This is a genomic window from Streptomyces sp. NPDC007095 (assembly GCF_040634475.1).
In the GTDB taxonomy this organism is placed as follows: domain Bacteria; phylum Actinomycetota; class Actinomycetes; order Streptomycetales; family Streptomycetaceae; genus Streptomyces.
In genome coordinates this window covers 1-20,951 of sequence record NZ_JBEYFS010000212.1, presented here as the reverse complement: position 1 = coordinate 20,951, position 20,951 = coordinate 1, and the positions used below count along the sequence as shown (strand labels likewise).

The following is a 20,951-nucleotide window of genomic DNA, read 5'->3' as shown; positions in this document are numbered from 1 at the left end:
CATCGACGAGTTCGGCGAACTCCTCACCGCGAAGCCGGACTTCATCGACCTGTTTCTGTCCATCGGCCGCATCGGCCTGGCCGCCGCCTTGCACGCCGAGACCGCCCGGCCCTTCGTCCTGGACGGTCAGCCGCCCCTGCGGGCGATGGTGCTGCGGACCTCCGCGACCGAAAACGTCCTGGTGCTCACAGTGCACCACATCGCTGTCGACGCCTGGTCCTGGACGACGATCCTCGACGACCTCTCAACCCTGTACGAGGCGCGCCTCGGCTACGGCCCCGCGCCGGACAAGCCCGCCCTCCAGTACGCCGACGTGGCCGACCGGCAGCGCACCCGGCACGATTGCCAACGCGCCACCGAGCACCTGGACTGGTGGGCGGCGCGCCTGGACGACCTGTCCCCGCTGCGGCTGCCGGTCGACCGGCCACGCGGCCCGGAGATCGGCTGGGCGGGCGCGTCCGAACCGCTGGAGCTGCCCGCGGGGCTGGCCGTCAGGCTGCGGGCCGTCGCGGCCGAGCTGGACTGCACCCCGTTCATGGTGCTGCTCACCGCCTGGCAGGCCCTGCTGGCCCGGCTCGCTGGAACCGCGGACGTGCCGGTCGGCGTGCCGGTGTCCGGCCGCTCGCATCCCGGCACCGAGCGCATGGTGGGCTGCTTCGCGAACACGCTGGTGCTGCGCGGCGACCTGTCCGGTGACCCGACGGTCCGTCAGATGCTCCGGCGGACGCGGGACCAGGTGCTGGACGCCCTCGAACGCGCGGAGACGCCCTTCGAGGAGGTCGTGCGGCGGCTGCGTCCGGACCGCGACCCGGACTCCACACCGCTGTTCCAGACGATGATCAATGTCATCGAGCTGCCCGCCGCCACGGACAGGTTCGCGGGGCTGGCCGCTTCACCTGTCGACACGCCGCGGACCACGGCGCAGGTGGACCTGGCGCTGGCCCTGGTGGACGACGGCTTGGACCTCACGGGCTCGCTGACCTACCGGACCGGCTTGTTCGACCAGGCCACCGTGCGGCGCTGGGCACGCTGGTTCGTCGCGCTGCTCGACGACGTGCTCAGCGAGCCGGACCGGCCGATCCTCGAGCTCGACCCGCTGTCCGCGGGGGAGCGCGCGGAACTGCGCTCGGCCGCCACCGGCGCGCCGCTGCCGCAGGACCGCGCGGGCACGGTCGTCGGCGCCTTCCTCGATCAGGCTCGCCGCTGGCCGGACGCCGTCGCGGTGCTCGCCGCCGACGGCGCGACGAGCTACCGCGAACTGGACGAGTGGTCCTGGCGGGTGGCGGCCGCGCTGGCGGCACACGGCGTCGGACCGGGTGAACCGGTCGGGGTCTGCCTCTCCCGCGGCCGGCTGCTGCCGGCGGCGCTGCTCGCCGTCCTGCGAGCCGGGGCGGCCTATCTGCCGCTGGACCCCGAGCACCCGGCCGACCGGCTCGCCGGGCTGGCCGCAGACGCGGGCGTGCGCGTGGTCCTCTCCGGCGGCCCGGCCCTCTCGACGGCGGACGCCATGCCGGACGTCACCGTGCTCGACGTGGACGAGGCCGCCGCCGAGGGCCGACCGGCGACCGACCTGCCGGAACCGGATCCGCAGGAGGTGGCGTACGTCCTGTTCACCTCGGGCACGACCGGACGGCCGAAGGGCGTGCAGGTGACCCACGCGAACCTGGCCGCCTTCGTCGCCGCCTTGGCGGCCGTGCCCGGCATGGGGCCGGACGACGTCACTCTCGGCGTGGTGCCGTTCACCTTCGACGTCTTCGGCTACGAGCTGTGGGTGACCCTGGCCTCGGGGGCCTGCCTGGCGCTCGCGGACCGGGACAGCGTGGTGGACGGTCAGGCGCTGGCCGCGTGGATGGAGCGGACCGGTGTGACCGTCGCGACGGCGACGCCGACCACCCTGCGCCTCCTGATGGCGGCCGACTGGCCCGGCCGTCCCGCCCTCCGGGTGATCAGCATCGGCGAGGTACTGGACCCGGCGCTGGCCGGCGGCCTCGCGCAGCGGGTCGGCGAGCTGTGGAACGCCTACGGCCCCACCGAGACCACGATCTACTCGACCATCACTCGGGTGGACCAGCCGGTGGCAGACGCCGCGGTGCCGGTCGGCGGGCCGATCGCCGGCACCCGGGTGCATGTCATGGACCGGCGCGGGCGGCTTGCGTTCCCCGGCGGTATCGGTGAGTTGTGGATCGCCGGCGCGGGCGTAGCGCGCGGCTACCTCGGCGCATCCGACCTCACCGGGGAGCGGTTCGTCACCGGGCCGGACGGTGAACGGTGCTACCGGACGGGGGACCTCGTCCGGTGGCGCGGCCGCACGCTGGAGTATCTGGGCCGGACCGACGACCAGGTCAAGGTACGCGGGCACCGGATCGAACCGGGTGAGGTCGAAGCCGTGCTGCGAGGCCATCCCGACGTCGCCGACACCGTCGTCACGGTGGCCGGTCCTGCGGGAGGACAACACCTGGTGGGCCATGTCGTACCCCGGCACGGCGCCGTCCTCGGCGCCGCCGAGGTCGAGGCGTATCTGCGCGGCAGACTGCCCGAGTATCTGGTTCCGCGCCGGTGGTCGGTCCTCGACGCCTTTCCCACCACGGCGAACGGGAAGGTGGACCGCGCCGCGCTGCCCGAGCCCGGCCCGGCCGAACGGACGGCCTCGGCGCCGATGTCGACGATGGGGCAGCTCGTGGCGAAGGTCTGGGCCGGGGTGCTGCGCGTGGACGGCATTGGACCGGACAGTGATTTCTTCGCCTTGGGCGGCGACTCGCTGGCCGCCACCCGGGTGGCGGGCCGGCTGCACGAAGCACTCGGCCACCGAGTGGCGGTCCGGGCCCTGTTCGACCGGCCGGTTCTCGCGGATTTCGCCGACGACATGGAGCGGACGATGCTGCGGCGCCTTGCCACCGAAACGGGTGGTGAGCCGGAATGACCGATTTCGGCACGCCGTGCCACACATCTCCCGAGCGCGGGCGACAAGGACAAGGAATGCCGATTGGTCACACCATGGCGCCTCCCGTGATCATGGTGGGGTTCACCTGGGCGTCGGTGGCCTCCATCGGCGTGTTCCAGCCCGACGAATCGGTGATCCTCATCGAGGAGCCCGGCGTGGTCGGCGTGCGCGGGCTGCGCTCCGAAGTACGACGGGCGACGGTCATTCGCGAACTCGTTGCGTGGGACTACCACCTCGAGGGTGCCGCCGACGCGTTCTACAACGCTCACCCCGATCTGGCGCCGGCCGCGATAGCCCCGGTGCTGGAGGACGCCACCCTGTTCGCCGCACGCCTTGCCGAGCGCTACGGGCTTCCCGGCGCCGGACTGGGCGCGGCCCGGCTGCTGCGCGACAAGTCGCTGCTGCGCCGGACCACCCGGGCGGCCGGTATCCCCAACCCCGAGTCCCAGGAGGCCGAGAACCCGCGACAGGTCAGGGAGTTCATGACGGATCACCCTGGCCCGGCGGTTCTCAAGCCGGCCCTCGGGCAGGGGTCCGTCGGCGCCCGCGTCCTCCAGTCCGCGGACGAGGCGGACGGCGTCTGGGCCGAGTGCGTCGCCGAGTACGCCGCGCTGTACGGGCATCGCCGGGTGCCGGGCCGGACGGCTCCGGTGCGGATGCTCGTGGAGCGGTACCTGCGCGGGCCCGAGTACAGCGTGGAGTTGCTGGTGTCGGACAGCCAGGTGCTGTTCGGCAACGTGACCGGCAAGGACCTCTACCCCGGGCCCCGGCCGGTCGAGCGCGGGCACCTGGTGCCCGCCGACATCCCCGCGGATCTGGAAACGCTGCTGCGCGAGCAGACCGAGCGGGTCGTGCGCGCGGTCGGCTTCGGCACAGGTGCGGTCCACTGCGAGTGGATCGTCGAGGCCGGCACGCCTCACCTGGTCGAGTGCGCCGGACGCCTGCCCGGGGACGCCATCGTGGAACTGATCGAGTGGGCCTACGACGTGGAGTTCCTGCGCGCGTTCTGGGCCCTGCTCGCAGGCGAACCGCCGACGCGCCCGCTGCGGCGGCGTGCGGGACAGGCCGCGGCCATCCGCTTTCTGTACACCGGGCCCGGCGTGATCGAGAACGTCGGCGGTCTGGCCGCGGCCTACGCGGTGCCGAGCGTGATCACCTGCAAGGTTCTGGTGGAGCCCGGCGCGCCCGTCCGCGAGCTGCGCAGCTCCCTGGACCGCGTCGCCTTCGCCATCAGCTGTGCGGCGACGCCGGGCGAAGCCGTGCGCCGGGCGGAGGAGGCGATCGGCCGCCTGGAGATCACGACGCGGCCGGAGACCGCCCCGCCCGGACCCCCGGATGACCAACGCCCTCGCGACAAGGGCTTCAGCGGCGCCACCAGCCGCACATCGACCATGAGTGGCACAGAATGAGGAGAAACCCGATGGGAGCCGAAGTCCTCGGTGACACATCACGCTCGACGACGCCCGACGTACAGGCGCGCTCCCGCGAGATCCTTGAGCAACGGCTGGCCGCAGCGCTCGCCGCGCCCGCAGACACCCTGCCACGCAGGCCCGACCCCTCCGCGCCGGTTCCGCTGTCGGCCGCCCAGTCCCGCCTGTGGTTCCTCGAACAACTCGGAACCAGCGGTGCGGCCTTCCACGCCCGCCTCGTCCTCCGGCTGCGCGGCGCCCTGGACGAAACGGCTCTGCTCGGTGCGGTCCGCGACCTGGCGCGGCGCCACGAGGTCCTGCGCGGCCGGATCGAGGAGCACGGCGGACATCCCGTCACTCTGGTCGGCGACGCCGCGGATGTACCCGTGCTGACCGCGGATGTTCCGCCGGCTCAGTGGGAGGCGGCGCTGGCCGCGGAGTCCGACCGGCCTTTCGACCTGTCGAAGCAGCCGCCCATGCGGGCCGCGCTCTTCCGCGGCGGTGACGAGTCGGCCCTGGCACTGACGTTCCACCATGTCGCAATCGACGGCTGGTCCCTGGGACTGATCGGTGCCGAACTCCCCGCCCTGTACGCGGCCAGGCGGGGGCTCGGTGAGGCCCCGCCGCTTCCGCAGCAGCACACGGACTACGCCGCCTGGCTGGCCGACCGGCCAGAGCAGCCCGAGGCCGTGGACTGGTGGGAGGAGCGGCTGACCGGGCTCGCCCCCCTGCTGAATCTGCCGTCCGACCGGCCACGGCCCGCGGTCGCGGGCCCGGCGGGCGGCGAAGTCACTCTGGCGATCGCCGGCGACCGCGCCGAACAGGTCCGCGCGGTTGCCGGGCGGGCCGGCTGCACGCCGTTCATGGTGTTTCTCGCGGCGTGGCAGGCCCTGCTGTCCCGCATGTGCGCCACGACGGACGTCCCGGTGGGTGTGGTGGAGGCGGGCCGCCGCCGTCCTGGCACGGACGGGATGGTGGGCTGCTTTGTGAACACCGTCGTCATGCGGACCGACCTGTCCGGCGACCCGACCGGGGCGGAGTTGCTCCGGCGGGTCCGGCAGGTGGCACTCGACGCGTACGGCCATGCCGACGTGCCGTTCGAACAGGTGGTGTCGCGGCTGCGGCCCGACCGCAGCGCCACATCGGCCCCGATCGTCCAGACGCTGTTCAACTTCATCGTCCTGGACCAGGAGGCGCCGGCGTTCCCCGGACTCGACGCGACCGCGATGAGCAGACCTGCACCCGCCGCCAAGTCCGACCTCCACCTCACGCTGGCCGAGGGACCGGCCGGCTTCACGGGCACGCTGAACTACCGCAGCGACCTCTTCGACGAGGAGACCGTACGGCGTGTCACCTCGTGGTACCAGAGCCTGCTGGCGTACATGCTCGATGACGTCGACAGGCCGGTCGGCGCCGCCGAGCTGGAGCCCACCGCCGGGTCGGTGCTGCGCGGCCCGGTACGCGAGAGGGTCGCCGAAACCCTGCACCCCCGCGTGGAACGCTGGGCGGACCGCGCCCCGGACGCGCTCGCCGTGGTGGCTCCGGACGGCCGACTCACGTACGGCGAGCTGGACCGTGCAGCCAACCGGGCCGCCCACGCGCTGCTCGCCGCGGGCGTCCGCCCGGACGAGCCGGTCGGTGTGCTGCTGGAGCACTCGGTGGCGCTGCCCGCCGCCCTGCTGGGCGTCCTCAAGGCCGGTGGGGGATACCTGCCCCTGGACGCCGGCCACCCCCCGAGCCGGATCGCCTCGATCCTGGAGACCGCGGGTGTCCGCACGGTGGTCACCGTGCGGGAGTTCGCTCAGGCCGTCGAAGGAGGCAGCCGGCGGGTCGTGTTCCTCGACGATCCCGCGACGCTGAAGGACCTGCCGGAGCACCGGCCCGACGTGCCGGTCAGTCCCGGCTGCCTGCTGCACGTCATCTTCACCTCCGGCTCCACCGGTGCGCCCAAGGGCGTCGCCGTCGAGCACGCCAGTGTGACCGACTACCTGGACGGCATCCTGGACCTGCTGGGCGGCGACGTCAGCGGCGGCACGTTCGCCGTGATGTCCACCATCGCGGCCGACTTCGCCCACACCTGCTTCCACGCGGCCCTCACCACCGGGGGCACCGTCCACTTCGTGGCCCGCGAGACGGCCATGGACCCCGTGGCGCTGGCCCGCTACCTGGTCGACAACCCCGTCGACGTCATCAAGCTCGTGCCGAGCCACTTCGAACTGCTGGCCGCGCACGGCGACCTGGCCGCCGTACTTCCGCGGAAGCTGCTGTTCTTCGCGGGTGAGGCGTTGCCTTGGTCGATGGTCGAGCGTGCCCGGGCCGCCAACCCCGGGCTGAGGGTGCAGAACCACTACGGGCACACCGAGTCCACCATGGTCCGCATGGTGTGCGATGTCGACGACGTTCCGCCCCGGACGCGGACCGGCTTCGTCCCGGTGGGCCGCCCGGTGGCCAACACCGTCGGTTTCCTGGCGGACCGGGAGGGCCGCCCGCTGCCTCCGGGCATACCCGGTGAGCTGCTGGTCGGCGGCCCCGGGGTGGCCCGCGGCTACATCGGGGCTCCCGCTCTGACTGGCGAGCGGTTCGTCACGGTGGACGGGCAGCGCCTGTACCGCTCCGGGGACGTCCTGCGGATACGCCGCGACGGCTGGGTGGAGTTCCGCGGCCGGGTGGACGACCAGGTCAAGGTACGCGGCTACCGGGTCGAACCGGGCGATGTCGCCGAAGCCATCCGGCGGCTGCCGGGCGTCGCCGAAGCGGTGGTCCTGCCCGCCGACGCGGGCGGTCGCCAGGAGCTCGCGGCCTGGCTGGTACCCCGGCCCGGGAGTCGTCTCGATGTCCGCCGGGTCCGATCCGGGCTGCGGGAGCACCTGCCGGAGTACATGGTGCCTGCCTCCCTCATGGTGCTCGACCGTTTCCCTCTGACCCCGAACGGCAAGATCGACCGGACCGCACTGCCGCGGCCCGAAACCGGTGACGCCGAGGAGCGGGTGCTGCCGCGCACAGCGAGCGAGCACCGCTTGGCCCAAGTGTGGGCCGGGGTCCTCGGGCTTCCCGAGATCGGGATCGACGACGACTTCTTCGCGCTCGGCGGGGACTCCTTCGCCGCGGTGCGCGCCGTACGGGCCTGCGACCCCGGCCTGCGGGTGATCGACATGTTCACCCGTCCCACCGTCCGCGAACTGGCGGCGCACCTCGACGGGGCGGGCTCCGGACAGGGACGTCTGCTGCACCGGCTGACCGGCACACCGCATGCCACGGCGACCGTGATCTGCCTTCCCTACGGCGGTGGTTCTGCGGCCGTCTACCAGCCGCTCGCGGCGGCGCTGCCGGACGACCTGGCCGTACTCGCGGTCGAACTGCCGGGACACGACCCGGCCCGGCCCGCCGAGGAGTTCCTGTCGCTCGACGAACTGACCGACCGGCTCGCCGAAGAGGTCGCCGAGACCGTGACCGGGCCCGTCTTCGTCTACGGCCACTCCGTGGGAGCCGCGGCCGCGGTCGCGTTGGCCCGCAGGCTGGAGGCCCGAGGGCACGCCGTGCTCGGGGTGACTGTGGCGGGCAACTTCCCCTCCGCGCGGCTACCGGGACGAGCGGCCGCCTGGGCCAACCGCGTCCTGCCGGTGGAACGCTGGGCGTCCAACCGCCACTACCGCGACATCCTGCGGTCCACCGGCGGCATCCTGGACGACATGGACGAGGCGGCGACAGAGACCGCGCTGCGGGCCATGCGCCACGACGCCGCCGAGGCCCGGGCCTGGTTCGGACGGGAACTGGCGGCGCCGCCTGCCCCCTTGTCGGCGCCGATCCTGTGCGTCGTCGGCGAGGCGGACCACTCCACCGAGCTGTACCAGGAGAGGTACCGGGAGTGGGAAGTGTTCGCGGACCGGATCGAACTGGCCACCATCCCCAGGGCCGGCCACTACTTCGTCCGGTACCAGGCCGCGGCCCTCGCTGCCATCCTCAGTGACCGGATCACGGCCTGGACCGCCGGGCGCCTGCCCGAGCGGCGCGGCGCGGCGCGGGTGCGCCCCTCCGGCCTGCGGGCGTTCTACACCGTGGCGGCAGGGCAGTTCATGTCCATGCTGGGCAGCGCCCTCAGCATGTTCGCCCTCGGCGTGTGGGCCTACCAGCGCAGCGGCCGGGTCCTCGACCTGGCTCTCGTCACGATGCTCGCGACGGTGCCTGGACTGGTGGCGACCCCGGTCGGCGGCACGGTCGCCGACCGGGTGGACCGCCGCCGCGTCATGCTCGCCGCGGACAGCGTCAGCGCGCTGGCGATGACGGTGCTCGCCGTACTGGTGGCTACCGGGCGGCTTTCGCTGCCCGCTGTGTGCCTGCTGGTGGCCGTCACCTCGATCGCGTCGTCCTTCCACCGGCCCGCCTATCTCGCCGCCACCGCCCAGTTGGTGCCCAAGCCCTACCTGCCGCAGGCCAACGGCTTGGTGGGGCTCGGCATCGGATTCGCCGGCGTCGCCGGACCTCTCCTGGGCGGCGCGCTCGTGGCGGTCGCGGGCCTGTCCGGGGTGGTCATCGTGGGCTTGTGCGCCTACGCCGCAGGTATCGGGACCCTGATGGCGGTCCGCTTCCCCGACCGGCTGTTCCGCACGCAGCGCGAATCCTTCACCAAGGCGCTCACCGGCGGCTGGCGCTTCATCGTGCGGCGCAGGCCGCTGCTGTGGATGATCGGCTTCGCCGCGGTGCTCAACCTCTTCGCCTCGGTGATGTTCGTCGCGGTGCAGCCGATGGTCCTGTCGTTCACGGGAGTCCCGGAGCTCGGCCTGGTGACCACCGTGGGCGGACTGGGCGCGGTGGCGGGCGGACTGCTGATGCTGCCGTGGGGTGGCACCCGGCGCCGGGCGAACGGCATGATCGGCGCCACCCTCGGAGTGGGCGCCGGCACCATGCTGATGGGGCTTCACGCGTCACTGCCCGTAGTGGCGGCCGGGCTCGCGCTGCGGATGGCAGCCATGGCCGTGATGAACGCCCACTGGCTGTCGATCATCCAGGTCAAGGTGGGACAGGAGCTGCAAGGACGGGTCCTCTCCACCAACCTCATGCTCGCGCTCGCCACCCAGCCGGTGGGTTTCCTCGCGGCGGGTCCGCTGGCCGACGGCGTGTTCGCCCCGGCTCTGCGTGAGCACTCCGTGCTGAGCGCCGTACTGGGCAGCGGCCCCGGCCGCGGGATGGCCCTCCTGATGATCGTGTGCGGGCTCTGCATCGTCGTCTGGGGCACCCTCGCCCTGTGCTTCCGCCCGCTCCGTCGACTGGAGGACGATCTGCCCGACGCGACTCCCGATGCCGAGACCGCCCCCGATCTGGACGCCGTCCAGGAACGCGCGGACCGGCGGTTCGCCGCCGCCCACAGCGCGGAATGAGGCTGGGGGACGGGATTATCACCAGGTTGAAGGCGACGTCGGACAGTTTCTGGTGTGCCCTCGCCGGTACATCACGCAGCCTGGTGGCGACCACGGGTGCCGGTCGCTGGCGTTGTCATCGCGGTCAGGGTTCCAAGCTGGGCTGTGCAGCTGGTTCGCGTCCGTCCGTCAGACGGATCGCGTCGCTAGCGTGAGACGTGACGAACCCCCGTCGGCTTCTGCCGACGGGGCTTCGCGTGTGGCGACGGGCCGCATCGCGAATACACATTGCCTCCAGCAACGGAAGTTGTGGTGATGTACCCACTGTCCTTCCGGCGTCGAACCGACGATGCACAGAACCTGGCCAAGTGCATGAGCGGTAGGCCACGTCAATCTTCGAGATCCGGAGCACCAGCCTGGGGGCGTCCTCCTGATCCTAGCGCGGCGGCGAAAGGAGCTCTGTGGGCATTGATGGTCGACATGTGCCCTTGTTCTATGCACTCGCAGTCATCAACGGGCGTATGGTCGCCGTCGCCGGTCGGGTTCGCACACAGCCTTTGATGCGTCGTGTTGGGCGGGAGACTTGGTGGGTGCTGTCCCGGGTCCAGGGTCTGACTCATGAGAGGTCTGACCGTGGTGTCTTTCTCACACAGCGTCGGCCGTTGGCCGGGGGTGGTGCGTTGTCGGTGCCGGGCTGGCGGGGCGTGTTCGGCGAAGCGTGTCTGCCGGATCAGCAGTTCGGCCAGGTCGGTTGCGGCCCGCTTGCCGGGCAGCGGGCGCAGGCGGGCGATGGCCTGCTCAACTCGGCTGTCCTGAGCAAGCAGCCAGGCGATGGTCAGCTCGCGGCGGCCGCAACGCGGGTCTGGCGGAGCATCTCCTCGTGGCCGCAGTTAGGACACTCCCCGGTGAGCAGGCCGGGCCGTTCGAAGGCCCTGAGGTAGTCGAACAGCAACCCGTAGGAGTGGAACCAACTCATGTGGCAGAAGCCGCACTGTGGGTCGGGAAAGCCGACCTGGACAGCGAACTGCGCGCACACCGGGCACTCGACGACGCTGTCCGCCACCGGGGCCAGCTCCGCGCGGATCTCCTTGTGACGCTGCTTCAGGTAGGACGTGATGGTGCCCAGTCGGGCCCGGATCACGGCCAGGTCCCGCTGTACGAGCTTGTCCTCATCCACGCCCAGATCGGGCTGGAGCTCGGCGGTGAAGAACTCCATGAGGAAGGTGAGCACTTCGGCGGCGCGGGCCTCGACGGCAGGGGCGGAGGTGGTCAGCCCATAGTGCTGCAATGCGTTGCGGGACTTGGTCAGCACGCCGAGCGTCTTCACGGCCTTGTCTGCGATGGTGAGGCCGGCGATGCCCACCAACCGGTCGAGTGCGGCATCGGTGGTACAACTCTCGAAGTCACCGGACTCGAACCGCGCGCGGGTGGCGGCACCGGGGTTCTTGAAGACTTGGGACCAGTGCTCGCGTTGCAGGCGGGCCTTGAGGAGTACTTCGACGGCGGCCTGGAGGTGCAGGATCGCGTACTTCAGGTCCCGAGGCTCGGGTGGATCGCCGTGGGTGAGGTGGTCGGTGACGCTAAGGAGGTAGTCGATGCCGTTCTGGACCGGCGGGAAGTCGACGTCTGGCTGGCCGCCGAGGGGTTCACGGCGGTTCCGGGGTCTGTTGGTGTTGTGGTCGTGGAGCCGAAGTCGTGGACAGTGACGATGTTCGGGTGGGCGAGGCCGCCGACGACTGCAGCCTCGCGGGCGAACCGGGCCACCTGCCGGCTGCTGCCCGCGTCACCGGTGAGCACCTTGACCGCCACATGCGGTCGATCTTGGGGTCGTGTGCTGCCCAGACCTGTCCGAACCGCCCGCACCGATCGCCTCGATCAGCCGGTAGCGCCCGTCCAGTACGGTCCCTTCCTGCACGGCTCCCCCTTTTCGGCGCTCACCGCTACGCACGGTGTACCAGGCGTGTACCCGTCACGCTACGCCGAAGGAACCTGCCAAGGCAGGCGTCTATCGGCGGCCGCCGCCGTCGCGGGTGAGGTGATGGGAGAGGATGTCCCGCCTCGCCTGGTGGGATCCGGCGGCGAACACTCGGCATCCGGCTTGGCGTGGCACACCGGGCAGGAGATGTTCATCAGCCGGTAGTAGGGCACCCTGCTCGCAGTCCCCCGCTCGGTGCGCTGGTCTTCCGCGCGTCGGGCGTGCTTGGCCTTCGTGGCCGCTTCGCGTTCCTTCAGGATCGGCGCGATCCGCTCGTCATGGCCGTGCTCCCGCTGAACCGCCTCGCCGCCCAGCTTGCCCGGGTCGGTGCAGTCCTGGCCGGCCTTCGCGCCGCAGAGGGGACAACGGCGGCGGATCCAGAACCGTCGGGCGACCTTCTGAGAGGGCTCTGGACGCGGGGGCGTTCCGACGTCCTGAGTCGCCGGTCGCCGCAGTGGTCCGAGGCATGACCGAGAAGTGGTGAAGTCGTGGTGAGCGGTGGGACCGAGGCCCGCTATGTTCGGTGCGATCATCCGAGATTTGGAGCGGGCGTGCAGAAGACAGATGAACGGGCCGTGGGGACGGACGCGCCGTCCACGGAAGCGGAGGCGGCTGTCGCAGTTCCCGCGGCGGAGGCGAGTGCCACCGGCGCCCGGCGCGACTGGCCCCGCCACTGGCCCCTTCTGCTCGGAGCGTGCGCCCTGTCCGGGCCGGTGCTCTACGTCCTCGGCCGGTGGATGGACCAGCCGGCCATGCAGGCCTGGCGGACCGTCTGCCTCGCCGTCACCGTGCAGGCGCTGCCGTTCCTGCTGCTCGGCACGGCGCTGTCCGGCGCGATCAACGCGTTCGTACCGGCGCAGGTGTTCACCCGGGTGCTGCCCCGGCGGCCCGTGCTCGCCGTCCCGGTCGCCGGAGTCGCCGGAGTCGTCCTGCCCGGCTGCGAATGCGCGTCGGTGCCGGTCGCAGGCAGCCTGATCGGCCGGGGTGTCACCCCGGCCGCCGCGTTCGCGTTCCTGCTCTCGGCGCCCGCCATCAACCCGGTCGTGCTGACCGCCACCGCCATCGCCTTCCCCGGCCACCCCGAGATGGTGCTGGTCCGGCTCCTCGCCTCGCTCGCCACCGCCGCGGTGATGGGCTGGCTGTGGCTCTTCCTGGGCCGCGAGAAGTGGCTCAAGCCTGCCGTACGGCACACCGGGCACCAGCCCGAGCAGAGCCGCCTGCGGGAGTTCCGGCGCGGTTTCCAGTACGACTTCCTGCACGCGGGCGGCTTCCTGGTCCTCGGGGCCATGGCGGCGGCCACGTTCAACGTGGCGGTCCCGCGCACCGTGCTCGACGCGTTCTCCGGCTCGCCCTGGCTGTCGGTGCTGTTCCTGGCGGCACTCGCCATCCTGCTCGCGGTGTGCTCCGAGGCCGACGCGTTCGTCGCGGCCTCGCTCACCGGCTTCTCGCCCGTCGCCCGGCTGACGTTCATGGTCGTCGGGCCGATGGTCGACCTGAAGCTGATCGCCCTTCAGGCAGGCACCTTCGGCCGGGCCTTCGCGGTCCGTTTCTCCACGGCCACGACGGTGGTCGCGATCCTGTGCAGCGCGCTCATCGGAGGAGTCCTGCTGTGAGACGCCCCTTCCAGGTGACCCTGCTCGTCCTCAGCGGCCTCGGCCTGCTGCACGCCTCGCTCTTCACCGACCTGAGCCTCAGGTTCGTCAAGGAGGGGATGCGTCCGATGCTGGTCGCGTCGGGGGTGCTGCTGCTCGTGCTGGGCGTGGCGGAGACGTGGTCGAACCAGAAGCCGGACAGCGGCGAAGCCGCCGACAGCCACAGCCACAGCCACAGCCACAGCCACAGCCACAGCGACGGTCACGGACACGACCACTCCACCGTGCCGCGCATCGCGTGGCTGCTGTTCCTCCCCGCGTTGAGTCTGCTCTTCTACGCCCCGCCGGCCCTCGGCGCGTACACCGCCGCGCGCGAGGCGCCCAAGGTCGTCACCGAGCAGCGGTACTTCGAGCCGCTGCCCGCGACCTCGCCCGTCCCGCTGACGCTCACCCAGTTCACCAGCCGGGTGCAGCAGGACCACAAGCGGGACATCAGGGACCGCAGCATCCGGATGACCGGTTTCGTCACACCCGGCAAGGGGGGCGACGGCTGGTACCTGACCCGGATCATCTTCAACTGCTGTGCGGCGGACGCCCAGTCCGTCAAGGTACGGATCCACGGGGCGGCGGCCCTGCCCGCCGACACCTGGGTGACCGTCACGGGAACGTGGCACCCCGGCGGGACGCTGGGCACGAGTTCCGCCCCGGCCGCGCTCGACGCCCGTACCGTCAAGAAGGTCGCCAAGCCGGTGAACGCCTACACGGACGCCCTCCCGTTGTTCTAGGCCGGCCGTTGTTCCAGGCCGGCCGTACCAGACCCACGTCATAGGCGAAGATCACCGCCTGGACCCGGTCCCGTACGCCGATCTTGGCGAGGACGCGGCTGACGTGGGACTTGACGGTGGACTCGGCGAGGGAGAGACGGTCGGCGATCTCGGCGTTGCTCCAGCCGGAGGCGATGGCGGTGAGGACCTCGCGTTCGCGGTCGGTGAGGGCGTCGAGCCCGCGCTCCTGCTCGGGGGTGTGCCCCGGTCGTCGCTGGGTGTAGGCGTCGATGAGTTTGCGCGTCAGACCGGGGGCGATGACCGCGTCCCCGGCGGCCACCGCGCGGATACCGGCGACCAGTTCGTCGGGCAGCGCGTCCTTGAGGAGGAAGCCGCTGGCCCCGGCGCGCAGCGCGGCGTAGGCGTACTCGTCGAGGTCGAAGGTGGTCAGGACCAGGACGCGGGAGCGGCCGCCGGACGCCACGATGCGGCGGGTGGCCTCGATGCCGTCCATGCCGGGCATCCGGACGTCCATCAGGACGACGTCGGGGCGCAGTTCGGCGGTCATGCGGACCGCCTCACGTCCGTGGGTGGCCTCGCCGACCACGGTCAGATCGGAGTGCTGCTCCAGGAGCATGCTGAAGCCGAGGCGTTGCAGGGCCTGGTCGTCGACGATGAGCACGGTAGTCATGCCGGATGGTTCTCCGTGGGAGCGGTGGTGGGGATCAGGTGGGCACGGACGGTCCAGCCGCCCCGCTCGCGCATGCCGACCAGGCCGCGTACGTCGTCCTGGGCGCCGTCGGCGTGCGGGGTGCGGGGCGGGCCGGTGTCGTCGACGGTGAGACAGACGCGGTCGCGGTCCGCGGCGACGGTGACGTGCACGGTGGTGTCGGGTGCGGCGTGCTTGAGGGTGTTGGTCAGCGCCTCCTGGACGATGCGGTAGACGGCGAGCTGGATACCGGGGGCGGGGCCCGTCAGGTCGCCTCCGGTGCCAGGGTGACGGTGGGGCCCGCGGCCCGGGCCCGTTTCCAGGAGGGCGGCCAGGTCGGCGAGGCCCGGCTGGGGGGGCGAGCGGGGTGTCGCCCGGCTCTGCTTGGCAGAGGTCCGGGCCAGCAGCGCGGGCAGGGCGGCCTTGAGGGCTTCCTCCCGCCACCGGTCGGCCTGGAGGTCGATGCCGTTGGGGCTGATCGCCGGGGCGCACAGAGCTTCGAGCACCGTCTTGAGGGCTTCCTTGGGGAGGTCCTCGCTCATCGCAAGATCCCGCCACAGCGGGTAGCCCGGCTAATGACGTCCTGGACCCCGGCGACTTTCCGCCAGCTGACACGGACCAACCGGCTGCTCGTCGAATTCGACACCGATCCGGACCGGGCCATGTTCGCCACCTGCTGCTATCTGGTGATCGACCCCGCCGAGGGGACGGTCGAAGCCTGCACAGCGGGCCATCCGGCACCTGCCCTGGTCGCTCCAGGTGAGCCACCGCGCCTCCTCGACATCACCAGCGGCCTTCCGCTGGGTGTCGACCCGCAGGCCCGGTACGCGACCAAGCTGACACCAATCCGCCCTGGCAGCGTGCTGGCGGTCACGACCGACGGTCTTCTGGAAGCGGCGGAGGGAGACATCGACGCGGGCATCGAAGCATTCCTGGCAGGGCTGGAAAGAGCCACGACGGCCGACCTCGAGGTCCTGGCAGACGAACTCCTCGCCGGGGTACGGCGGACACCGCGCCACAGCGACGACATCGCCCTCCTGCTGGCCCGCCTCAACGCTCTCGCAGCGCACTGAGGACCACCTGCACTTCATGTCCATCGAGCGCCACTCGCAAGTGATGCACATTGTGTCCACCGTGACCGGCCGGGTCGCGGCGGGTCGTACCGCCTTCGACGTGCGATCAGGGCCTGCTTCCCGGTCGGCACGCTCTCCGGCGCGCCCAAGCCGCGTGCGATGCAGATCATCGACGAACTCGAGCCGTCCAGGCGGAGGTTGTACAGCGGCTGCGCTGGCTATCTCGACTTCGCCGGCGACTCCGACACCGCCATCCGTACGGCGCTGTTGCGGGGCGGCACGGCGTACGTCCGGGCCGGAGTCGGCATTGTCGCCGACTCCGACCCGGTCGCGGAGGACAACGAGTGCCGCAACAAGGCGGCCGCCGTCCTCCGCGCGGTGCTTACATGCAACAGGCTTACCTCATAGCGCCGTTCAGCCCGTGAAGGCCGCCGTGCCGTTCGGGACACCGAGGCCGGTCGGGCCGTCGTACCCGGTGGTGCCGGTGCACAGGTACGAGCCGGAGCAGCTGCCGTTCGAGCCGCTGGTCACGTCGTACAGTGCCGAGGTGTGGGCGTAGGGGAACGACGCCGGGTACGAGCCGGAGGACGGGGCGCCCGCCAGCGCGTAGGTCGCCGCGATCAGCGGGGCCGAGGCGCTGGTGCCGCCGAAGACCATCCAGCCGGTGGCCTGCCGGTAGCTGTCGTAGACCGCGACGCCGGTGTTCGGGTCGGCGACCGCGGAGACGTCCGCGACGGTCCGCTTGGCGCAGCCGCTGTCGGTCTGCCAGGTGGGCTTGGCGTCGTACGAGGAGCAGCCGGAGCCCGCCCCGCTCCACACCGTGTCGGTCCAGCCGCGTGTGGTGGACGAGGTCTTCAGGGACGTACCGCCCACGGCCGTCACGTACTTGGACGCGGCCGGGTACTCGGCGCCGTAGCCGTTGTCGCCGGAGCTGACGGTGATGGCGACGCCGGGGTGATTGAAGTACGACGAGTCGTAGGTGGAGTCGCTGGAGGACTCGCTGCCGCCGTAGCTGTTGGAGACGTACTTGGCGCCCAGGCCGACAGCGGTGTTCACGGCCGTGCCGAGGTTCGTCATGGTCGCCGAACTGGCCTCCACCAGAAGGATCTTGCAGTTCGGGCAGGCCGCGCTGACCATGTCGAGGTCGAGGGATATCTCCTCGGCCCAGCCGGAGTCACCGCGCGGATAGCTGGTGCCGCCGGTCTGGTTGACCTTCTTGAAGCAGCCGTTGGCGGTGGTGCAGGCGGACAGGCCGTACTGTGAGCGGTAGACGGCCAGGTCGGCCTCGGCGTTCGGGTCGTCGTACGCGTCGACGATGGCCACGGTCTGGCCCGAACCGCCGCTGGAGGAAGGCAGGTTGTACGCGGACTGCAGCGAGGCGGGGCCGTAGCCCGATGGGGCGGCGGCTGCCGTCAGGTCGCTCTCGGCGTGCGCGGACTTGGGGGTGCCCGCGGTGACGTGCAGCGCCTTGCACGCCATCACGTTCTTCTGCGTCGGGGTCGCACAGGAGTGGGCGACGGTGACGCCGTTCGACGACGGTGAGGCCGAGGGCGCCGCCTGGCCGGCCGGGGCTGCCAGGGCCAGAGCAGCCGTGGCCAAGGAGGCCACGGCGGTGAGAGAAACGGTTCTGCGCAACGTACTTCCTCCGAGAGGTGGGTGAACCGGGGGAGACATGCGGGTGCGCTGGATGGCCGAGACGCGTGATGCGCGTCACTACGGCGCAGAACCTATGAGTGGCTGGAACATGCCAACAAGAAGATCGTTGAAACTGTGACTGTCCTTTGCTGTTCCTGGTCAACTCATGTGTTGTTCCTGAGATGTCCATGACGGAACGGTGGCGCGATCATGGGTTGACACGCCCCGGGTGAAGCGGATTTCGTGGCGCTCGAGCGACAGCTCCGCCCTCGACGAGATGGCTGCGGCCGTCCCCGGCGACACCGCCGCCATTGCGAGCGCTCTCAGCCACACCGCCCAGCCCTACGCCGCCGCGGCGGGCGGCGCGCTCGTTCTCCTCGAGGGCTGCTCGCGCCCCACCCTCACGCTCACTCCGCGGCCCTGGACATCCCGTTCCTCGTGCTGCGGAACTAACCCTTCCGGGGCCTAGGCACCGCCGCCTCCATGTCCCTGACCGGTACCGAGGAGCCCGCGACCCCGTGACGATCGACAACCGGCCCAGTACTGGGACCCGCTATGGCCGTCCGGGCGCCGCTACCGCCGCCTCGACCCCGAAGGCAGCAGCTGACCGGCCAGTGGTCCGGGTGCGGGTGGCTGATGACCAGGGGAGGAAACAGTCCGGGTTGTCCGTCTCCAGGACGAGTGCCGCTTTTCCATGCCGCGGCGGACCAGGCGATGGATTAAGCGGCCCGGGCGCACCTTGAAGAGATCGCTCTCAACGCTTCCGCCGACGTCCGCCCCGGCCCGCAGCCGCTCCGCCGGCCGCCACCGCGCCCGGAGTTGCTGATTCCGTCTTCGGACCGGGCCGATCCGCAGAGACCACCAGAGCCGCAAGGGCCGTGGTGACCGGCACTGAGGCGACCAGGCCGATCGATCCGACCAGAGTGCGCACGATCTCCTCGGCGACCAGCTCGCTGTTGGCCACCGTGCCGACCCCGCTCTGGGCGATGGAGAAGAGTAGAAGCAACGGCAGAGCGGCGCCCGCGTAGGCGAGGACGAGGGTGTTGACCACGGACGCGATGTGGTCGCGGCCGATGCGGATGCCCGCCCGGTAGAGCCCGCGCCAGCCCATCGTCGGGTCGGCCTCGTGCAGTTCCCAGACGGCCGACGTCTGCGTCACCGTGACGTCGTCGAGCACGCCGAGGGAGCCGATGATGACGCCGGCGAGCAGCAGACCGCTCATGTCGATCGACGGATACAGGCCGTGGATCAGACCGGTGCTGTCGTCCGTGTTGCCGGTCAGCGCCGCCCAGCCGATGAACTGCGAGCCGAGGATGCCGATCAGCACCAGGGAGAGCAGGGTGCCGAGCACCGCCACCGACGTGCGGGCCGACAGGCCGTGGCACATGTAGAGGGCGATCAGCATGATGGCGCTCGACCCGATCACCGCCACGAGCAGTGGATCAGAGCCCTGCAGGATCGCGGGCAGGATGAAGAAGTTGAGCACCCCGAAGCTGATAGCCAGGGCGAGCAGCGCCATCACGCCGCGCAGCCGGCCCACCACCACGACGGCCAGCGCGAAGATGCCGGCCAGCAGACCCATCGGGAATCGGCGGTTCACATCGGCGACCGAGTACTGCAGGTCCTTGGGCGCGGAGGGCTCGTAGGCGGCCACGACCTTCTCGCCCTGGTGCAGCTGCCGCGACTGGTCGGGCTGCACGATCTCGGTGAACGTACGGCCCTTGTCCTTGCCCGTATCGACCCGGATCGTGGCCTTGTGGCAGGTGCCGTTCGCCTCCTGCTGCGCCGAGGTGCCCTCGGCGGTGGAGGTGTCGCCGGTCGGGGTGTCGCCGGAGGCGTTCACCGACTGGCAGCTCACCTCGACGACCTTGGCGACCGTAGCCTGCTGCGTCTGCCGGTCGAAGCCGACCCCCGTGCGCGCGTGGGACGGGGCTCCGCCGGGCCAGAGCACGACGAGCCCCACCACGACGGCGGCGGTGAAGGGGATCAGGATCGCCGCGATGACCTTGCGCAGATGCCGCGAGACGGGGGCGGCAGGCCCGTGGCCGTGGCTGTGCGTATGTCCGTGGCCGCTGGCGCCCGCTCCGGGGCCGTGGTCGGAGCCATGCCCGGTGCCAGTCACCGCGGCGCGCCCGGTGCCCATCACAGGGGTGTGCCCGTGGCCGACAGTCGGAGAGGGGAAATGGCCCGCGCCGAAATCGGGTCCGTAGCCGGGGTGAGGCGCCGACTCGGGAAGATCCCCGTACTCGTAGTCGTGGCCGTACTCGCCTTCGCGACCACCCCTGGCTGTGGGCCGGTTGCCGCCCCCGTTCCAGTCACTGGCGGTCTGCCGGTCAGCGGCTCCCATGCCGTCTCCCTCGCGGTTGTCCGTGCCCCCTCCGGAGCCGGACCTGCGCGGCGGCTCTCAGGAAGAGTACGGGAACGGCTGTGTCGTAGTCTCAGCCCGATCTCCGCGAGACCCCCGGGGCCTTCTGTCCATCGCGTCTGGATCACGAACCTCTTCACCGGCCGCATCGTCCGCACCGCCCACGAGTGTGTGTGCCGCGAAACTCCCCGTCGCCATGGGCGCGATGCCGGTCCGGAGGAGGCGCGGCGGTGCGGGACCGGCTGACGTCATCCGGCTCGTCGAGGGTGCCCAGGCGCTGACGCCTCGGTGAAGAGCGCGCTTGCGATTGCTGTACGGCCGCGAGGGGTGTTCAGGCTGGCCGGCGGAATGAGCCGCCACGGAAGTGGGCCATCGAGACGCCGCCGGGTCAGCCTCCGGGGTCTGGTTCGGCTTCAGTCTTCCTCTGAGCTGCGTCAAGATCGCCCCAGTTCCCTCCAATGAAGTGCCCAATCTCATCCTATGGAGGGGCAAAGAAATCCCTTGCGGCACTGCCGGTTCGCGCGCCTCGGAATTACGTTCCTCCCGCACCCTGTCATGTCGCGTTCACGGGCATGTGGGGTTAGTTGAATGTCATGCTCATGACTGCGCGGTTCCACCGCTGCTACGCGCGTCACGGGCCTGCCCATCCAGTGCGCATCCCCACGTCGACCGGAGGCAGAACCCCATGCGTGAGTCACGCCTGAGCAAGCGGAGGCGGAGTCTGCGAAGACTTCTCGCCATCTCGTTCCCCGCCCTCACCCTCACCGTCGCCGGACTCGTCGCGGCACCAACTGCTGGCGCCCAGCCCGCCGCGGCCCACCCGCACACCACCAAGGTCACGCAGAACAACAAGGCGCTGACCGCACCCGAGCGCCAGACCTTCCACTCCACCGGCAAGGCCGGTCAGAAGGTCCCCACGACCCGCCTTTGCGCCACCGCTGAGCCGGGCCACGCGTCCTGCTTCGCCCAGCGGCGCACCGACATCAAGCAGCGCCTCGCCTCGGCGCTCGCCGCGGCCCCCTCCGGCCTCTCCCCGGCCAACCTGCACAGCGCCTACAACCTGCCCTCCACCGGCGGCTCCGGCCTGACCGTCGCCGTGGTCGACGCGTACAACGACCCCAACGCGGAATCGGA

At 71.2% G+C, this 20,951-nt stretch carries 12 protein-coding genes and 3 pseudogenes; 10 read left to right on the top strand and 5 right to left on the bottom strand.

All coding sequences use genetic code 11. The features are described 5' to 3' along the window. The 3 genes from ABZ656_RS45510 to ABZ656_RS45500 form a co-directional block, all read left to right on the top strand. The coding region (locus ABZ656_RS45510) for an amino acid adenylation domain-containing protein (RefSeq protein ID WP_360276790.1) at positions 1-2,920 on the top strand (2,920 nt) is incomplete at its 5' end. A gap of 56 nt (positions 2,921-2,976) precedes the next feature. Beyond that, positions 2,977-4,350 carry an ATP-grasp domain-containing protein gene (locus tag ABZ656_RS45505; protein WP_360276787.1) on the top strand — a complete coding sequence of 458 codons (1,374 nt, stop codon included), beginning with the start codon at positions 2,977-2,979 and terminating at the stop codon, positions 4,348-4,350. Between the two features lie 11 nt (positions 4,351-4,361). Then, the gene (locus tag ABZ656_RS45500; RefSeq protein WP_360276784.1) at positions 4,362-9,725 is read left to right on the top strand and encodes an amino acid adenylation domain-containing protein; all 5,364 of its coding nucleotides are present in this window, start codon (positions 4,362-4,364) and stop codon (positions 9,723-9,725) included. Positions 9,726-10,539: 814 nt separating this feature from the next. Here ABZ656_RS45500 and ABZ656_RS45495 read toward each other — a convergent pair. Continuing rightward, complete coding sequence (locus tag ABZ656_RS45495; protein ID WP_360276781.1) at positions 10,540-11,070, bottom strand: hypothetical protein; 531 nt, start codon at positions 11,068-11,070, stop codon at positions 10,540-10,542. Positions 11,071-11,166: 96 nt separating this feature from the next. Between ABZ656_RS45495 and ABZ656_RS45490 the strand changes: the two genes are divergently transcribed. The 3 genes from ABZ656_RS45490 to ABZ656_RS45480 all read left to right on the top strand — a co-directional run bounded on the left by ABZ656_RS45490 (position 11,167) and on the right by ABZ656_RS45480 (position 14,056). Then, a complete protein-coding gene (locus ABZ656_RS45490) occupies positions 11,167-11,844 on the top strand; it encodes a hypothetical protein (RefSeq protein ID WP_360276778.1) in 678 nt (225 codons plus the stop codon). Positions 11,845-12,230: 386 nt separating this feature from the next. After that, positions 12,231-13,292 (top strand): permease, encoded by a 1,062-nt coding sequence (locus tag ABZ656_RS45485; RefSeq protein WP_360276775.1) that lies wholly within the window; start codon positions 12,231-12,233, stop codon positions 13,290-13,292. Continuing rightward, positions 13,289-14,056: a TIGR03943 family protein gene (locus ABZ656_RS45480; protein WP_360276772.1), complete on the top strand. Its 768-nt coding sequence runs from the start codon at positions 13,289-13,291 to the stop codon at positions 14,054-14,056. Before ABZ656_RS45485 ends, ABZ656_RS45480 begins: the two co-directional genes overlap by 4 nt. Here ABZ656_RS45480 and ABZ656_RS45475 read toward each other — a convergent pair. Together ABZ656_RS45475 and ABZ656_RS45470 are read right to left on the bottom strand one after the other, a co-directional pair. Then, positions 14,001-14,726 carry a response regulator transcription factor gene (locus tag ABZ656_RS45475; protein WP_360276769.1) on the bottom strand — a complete coding sequence of 242 codons (726 nt, stop codon included), beginning with the start codon at positions 14,724-14,726 and terminating at the stop codon, positions 14,001-14,003. The two genes, ABZ656_RS45480 and ABZ656_RS45475, sit on opposite strands and share 56 nt — an antisense overlap. Further along, positions 14,723-15,286 (bottom strand): ATP-binding protein, encoded by a 564-nt coding sequence (locus tag ABZ656_RS45470; RefSeq protein WP_360276766.1) that lies wholly within the window; start codon positions 15,284-15,286, stop codon positions 14,723-14,725. The genes ABZ656_RS45475 and ABZ656_RS45470 overlap by 4 nt, the downstream gene beginning before the upstream one ends. A 33-nt stretch (positions 15,287-15,319) precedes the next feature. On the opposite strand from ABZ656_RS45470, the gene ABZ656_RS45465 reads away from it, so the two are divergent. Beyond that, positions 15,320-15,817 carry a PP2C family protein-serine/threonine phosphatase gene (locus ABZ656_RS45465; protein WP_360276763.1) on the top strand — a complete coding sequence of 166 codons (498 nt, stop codon included), beginning with the start codon at positions 15,320-15,322 and terminating at the stop codon, positions 15,815-15,817. Between the two features lie 13 nt (positions 15,818-15,830). After that, positions 15,831-16,225, top strand: a pseudogene (locus ABZ656_RS45460) (chorismate-binding protein); the annotation flags it as partial. Between the two features lie 6 nt (positions 16,226-16,231). On the opposite strand, the gene ABZ656_RS45455 reads toward ABZ656_RS45460, so the two are convergent. Continuing rightward, positions 16,232-17,491: a peptidase S8 gene (locus ABZ656_RS45455; protein WP_360276760.1), complete on the bottom strand. Its 1,260-nt coding sequence runs from the start codon at positions 17,489-17,491 to the stop codon at positions 16,232-16,234. 211 nt (positions 17,492-17,702) lie between these two features. On the opposite strand from ABZ656_RS45455, the pseudogene ABZ656_RS45450 reads away from it, so the two are divergent. Next, a pseudogene (locus ABZ656_RS45450) lies at positions 17,703-17,837 on the top strand (TIGR02234 family membrane protein); the annotation flags it as partial. A gap of 369 nt (positions 17,838-18,206) precedes the next feature. Here ABZ656_RS45450 and ABZ656_RS45445 read toward each other — a convergent pair. Beyond that, on the bottom strand, positions 18,207-19,595 hold the full coding sequence (locus ABZ656_RS45445; RefSeq protein WP_360276793.1) for a YibE/F family protein: 1,389 nt from the start codon (positions 19,593-19,595) through the stop codon (positions 18,207-18,209). 907 nt (positions 19,596-20,502) lie between these two features. Between ABZ656_RS45445 and ABZ656_RS45440 the strand changes: the two are divergent. Beyond that, positions 20,503-20,951, top strand: a pseudogene (locus tag ABZ656_RS45440) (hypothetical protein); the annotation flags it as partial.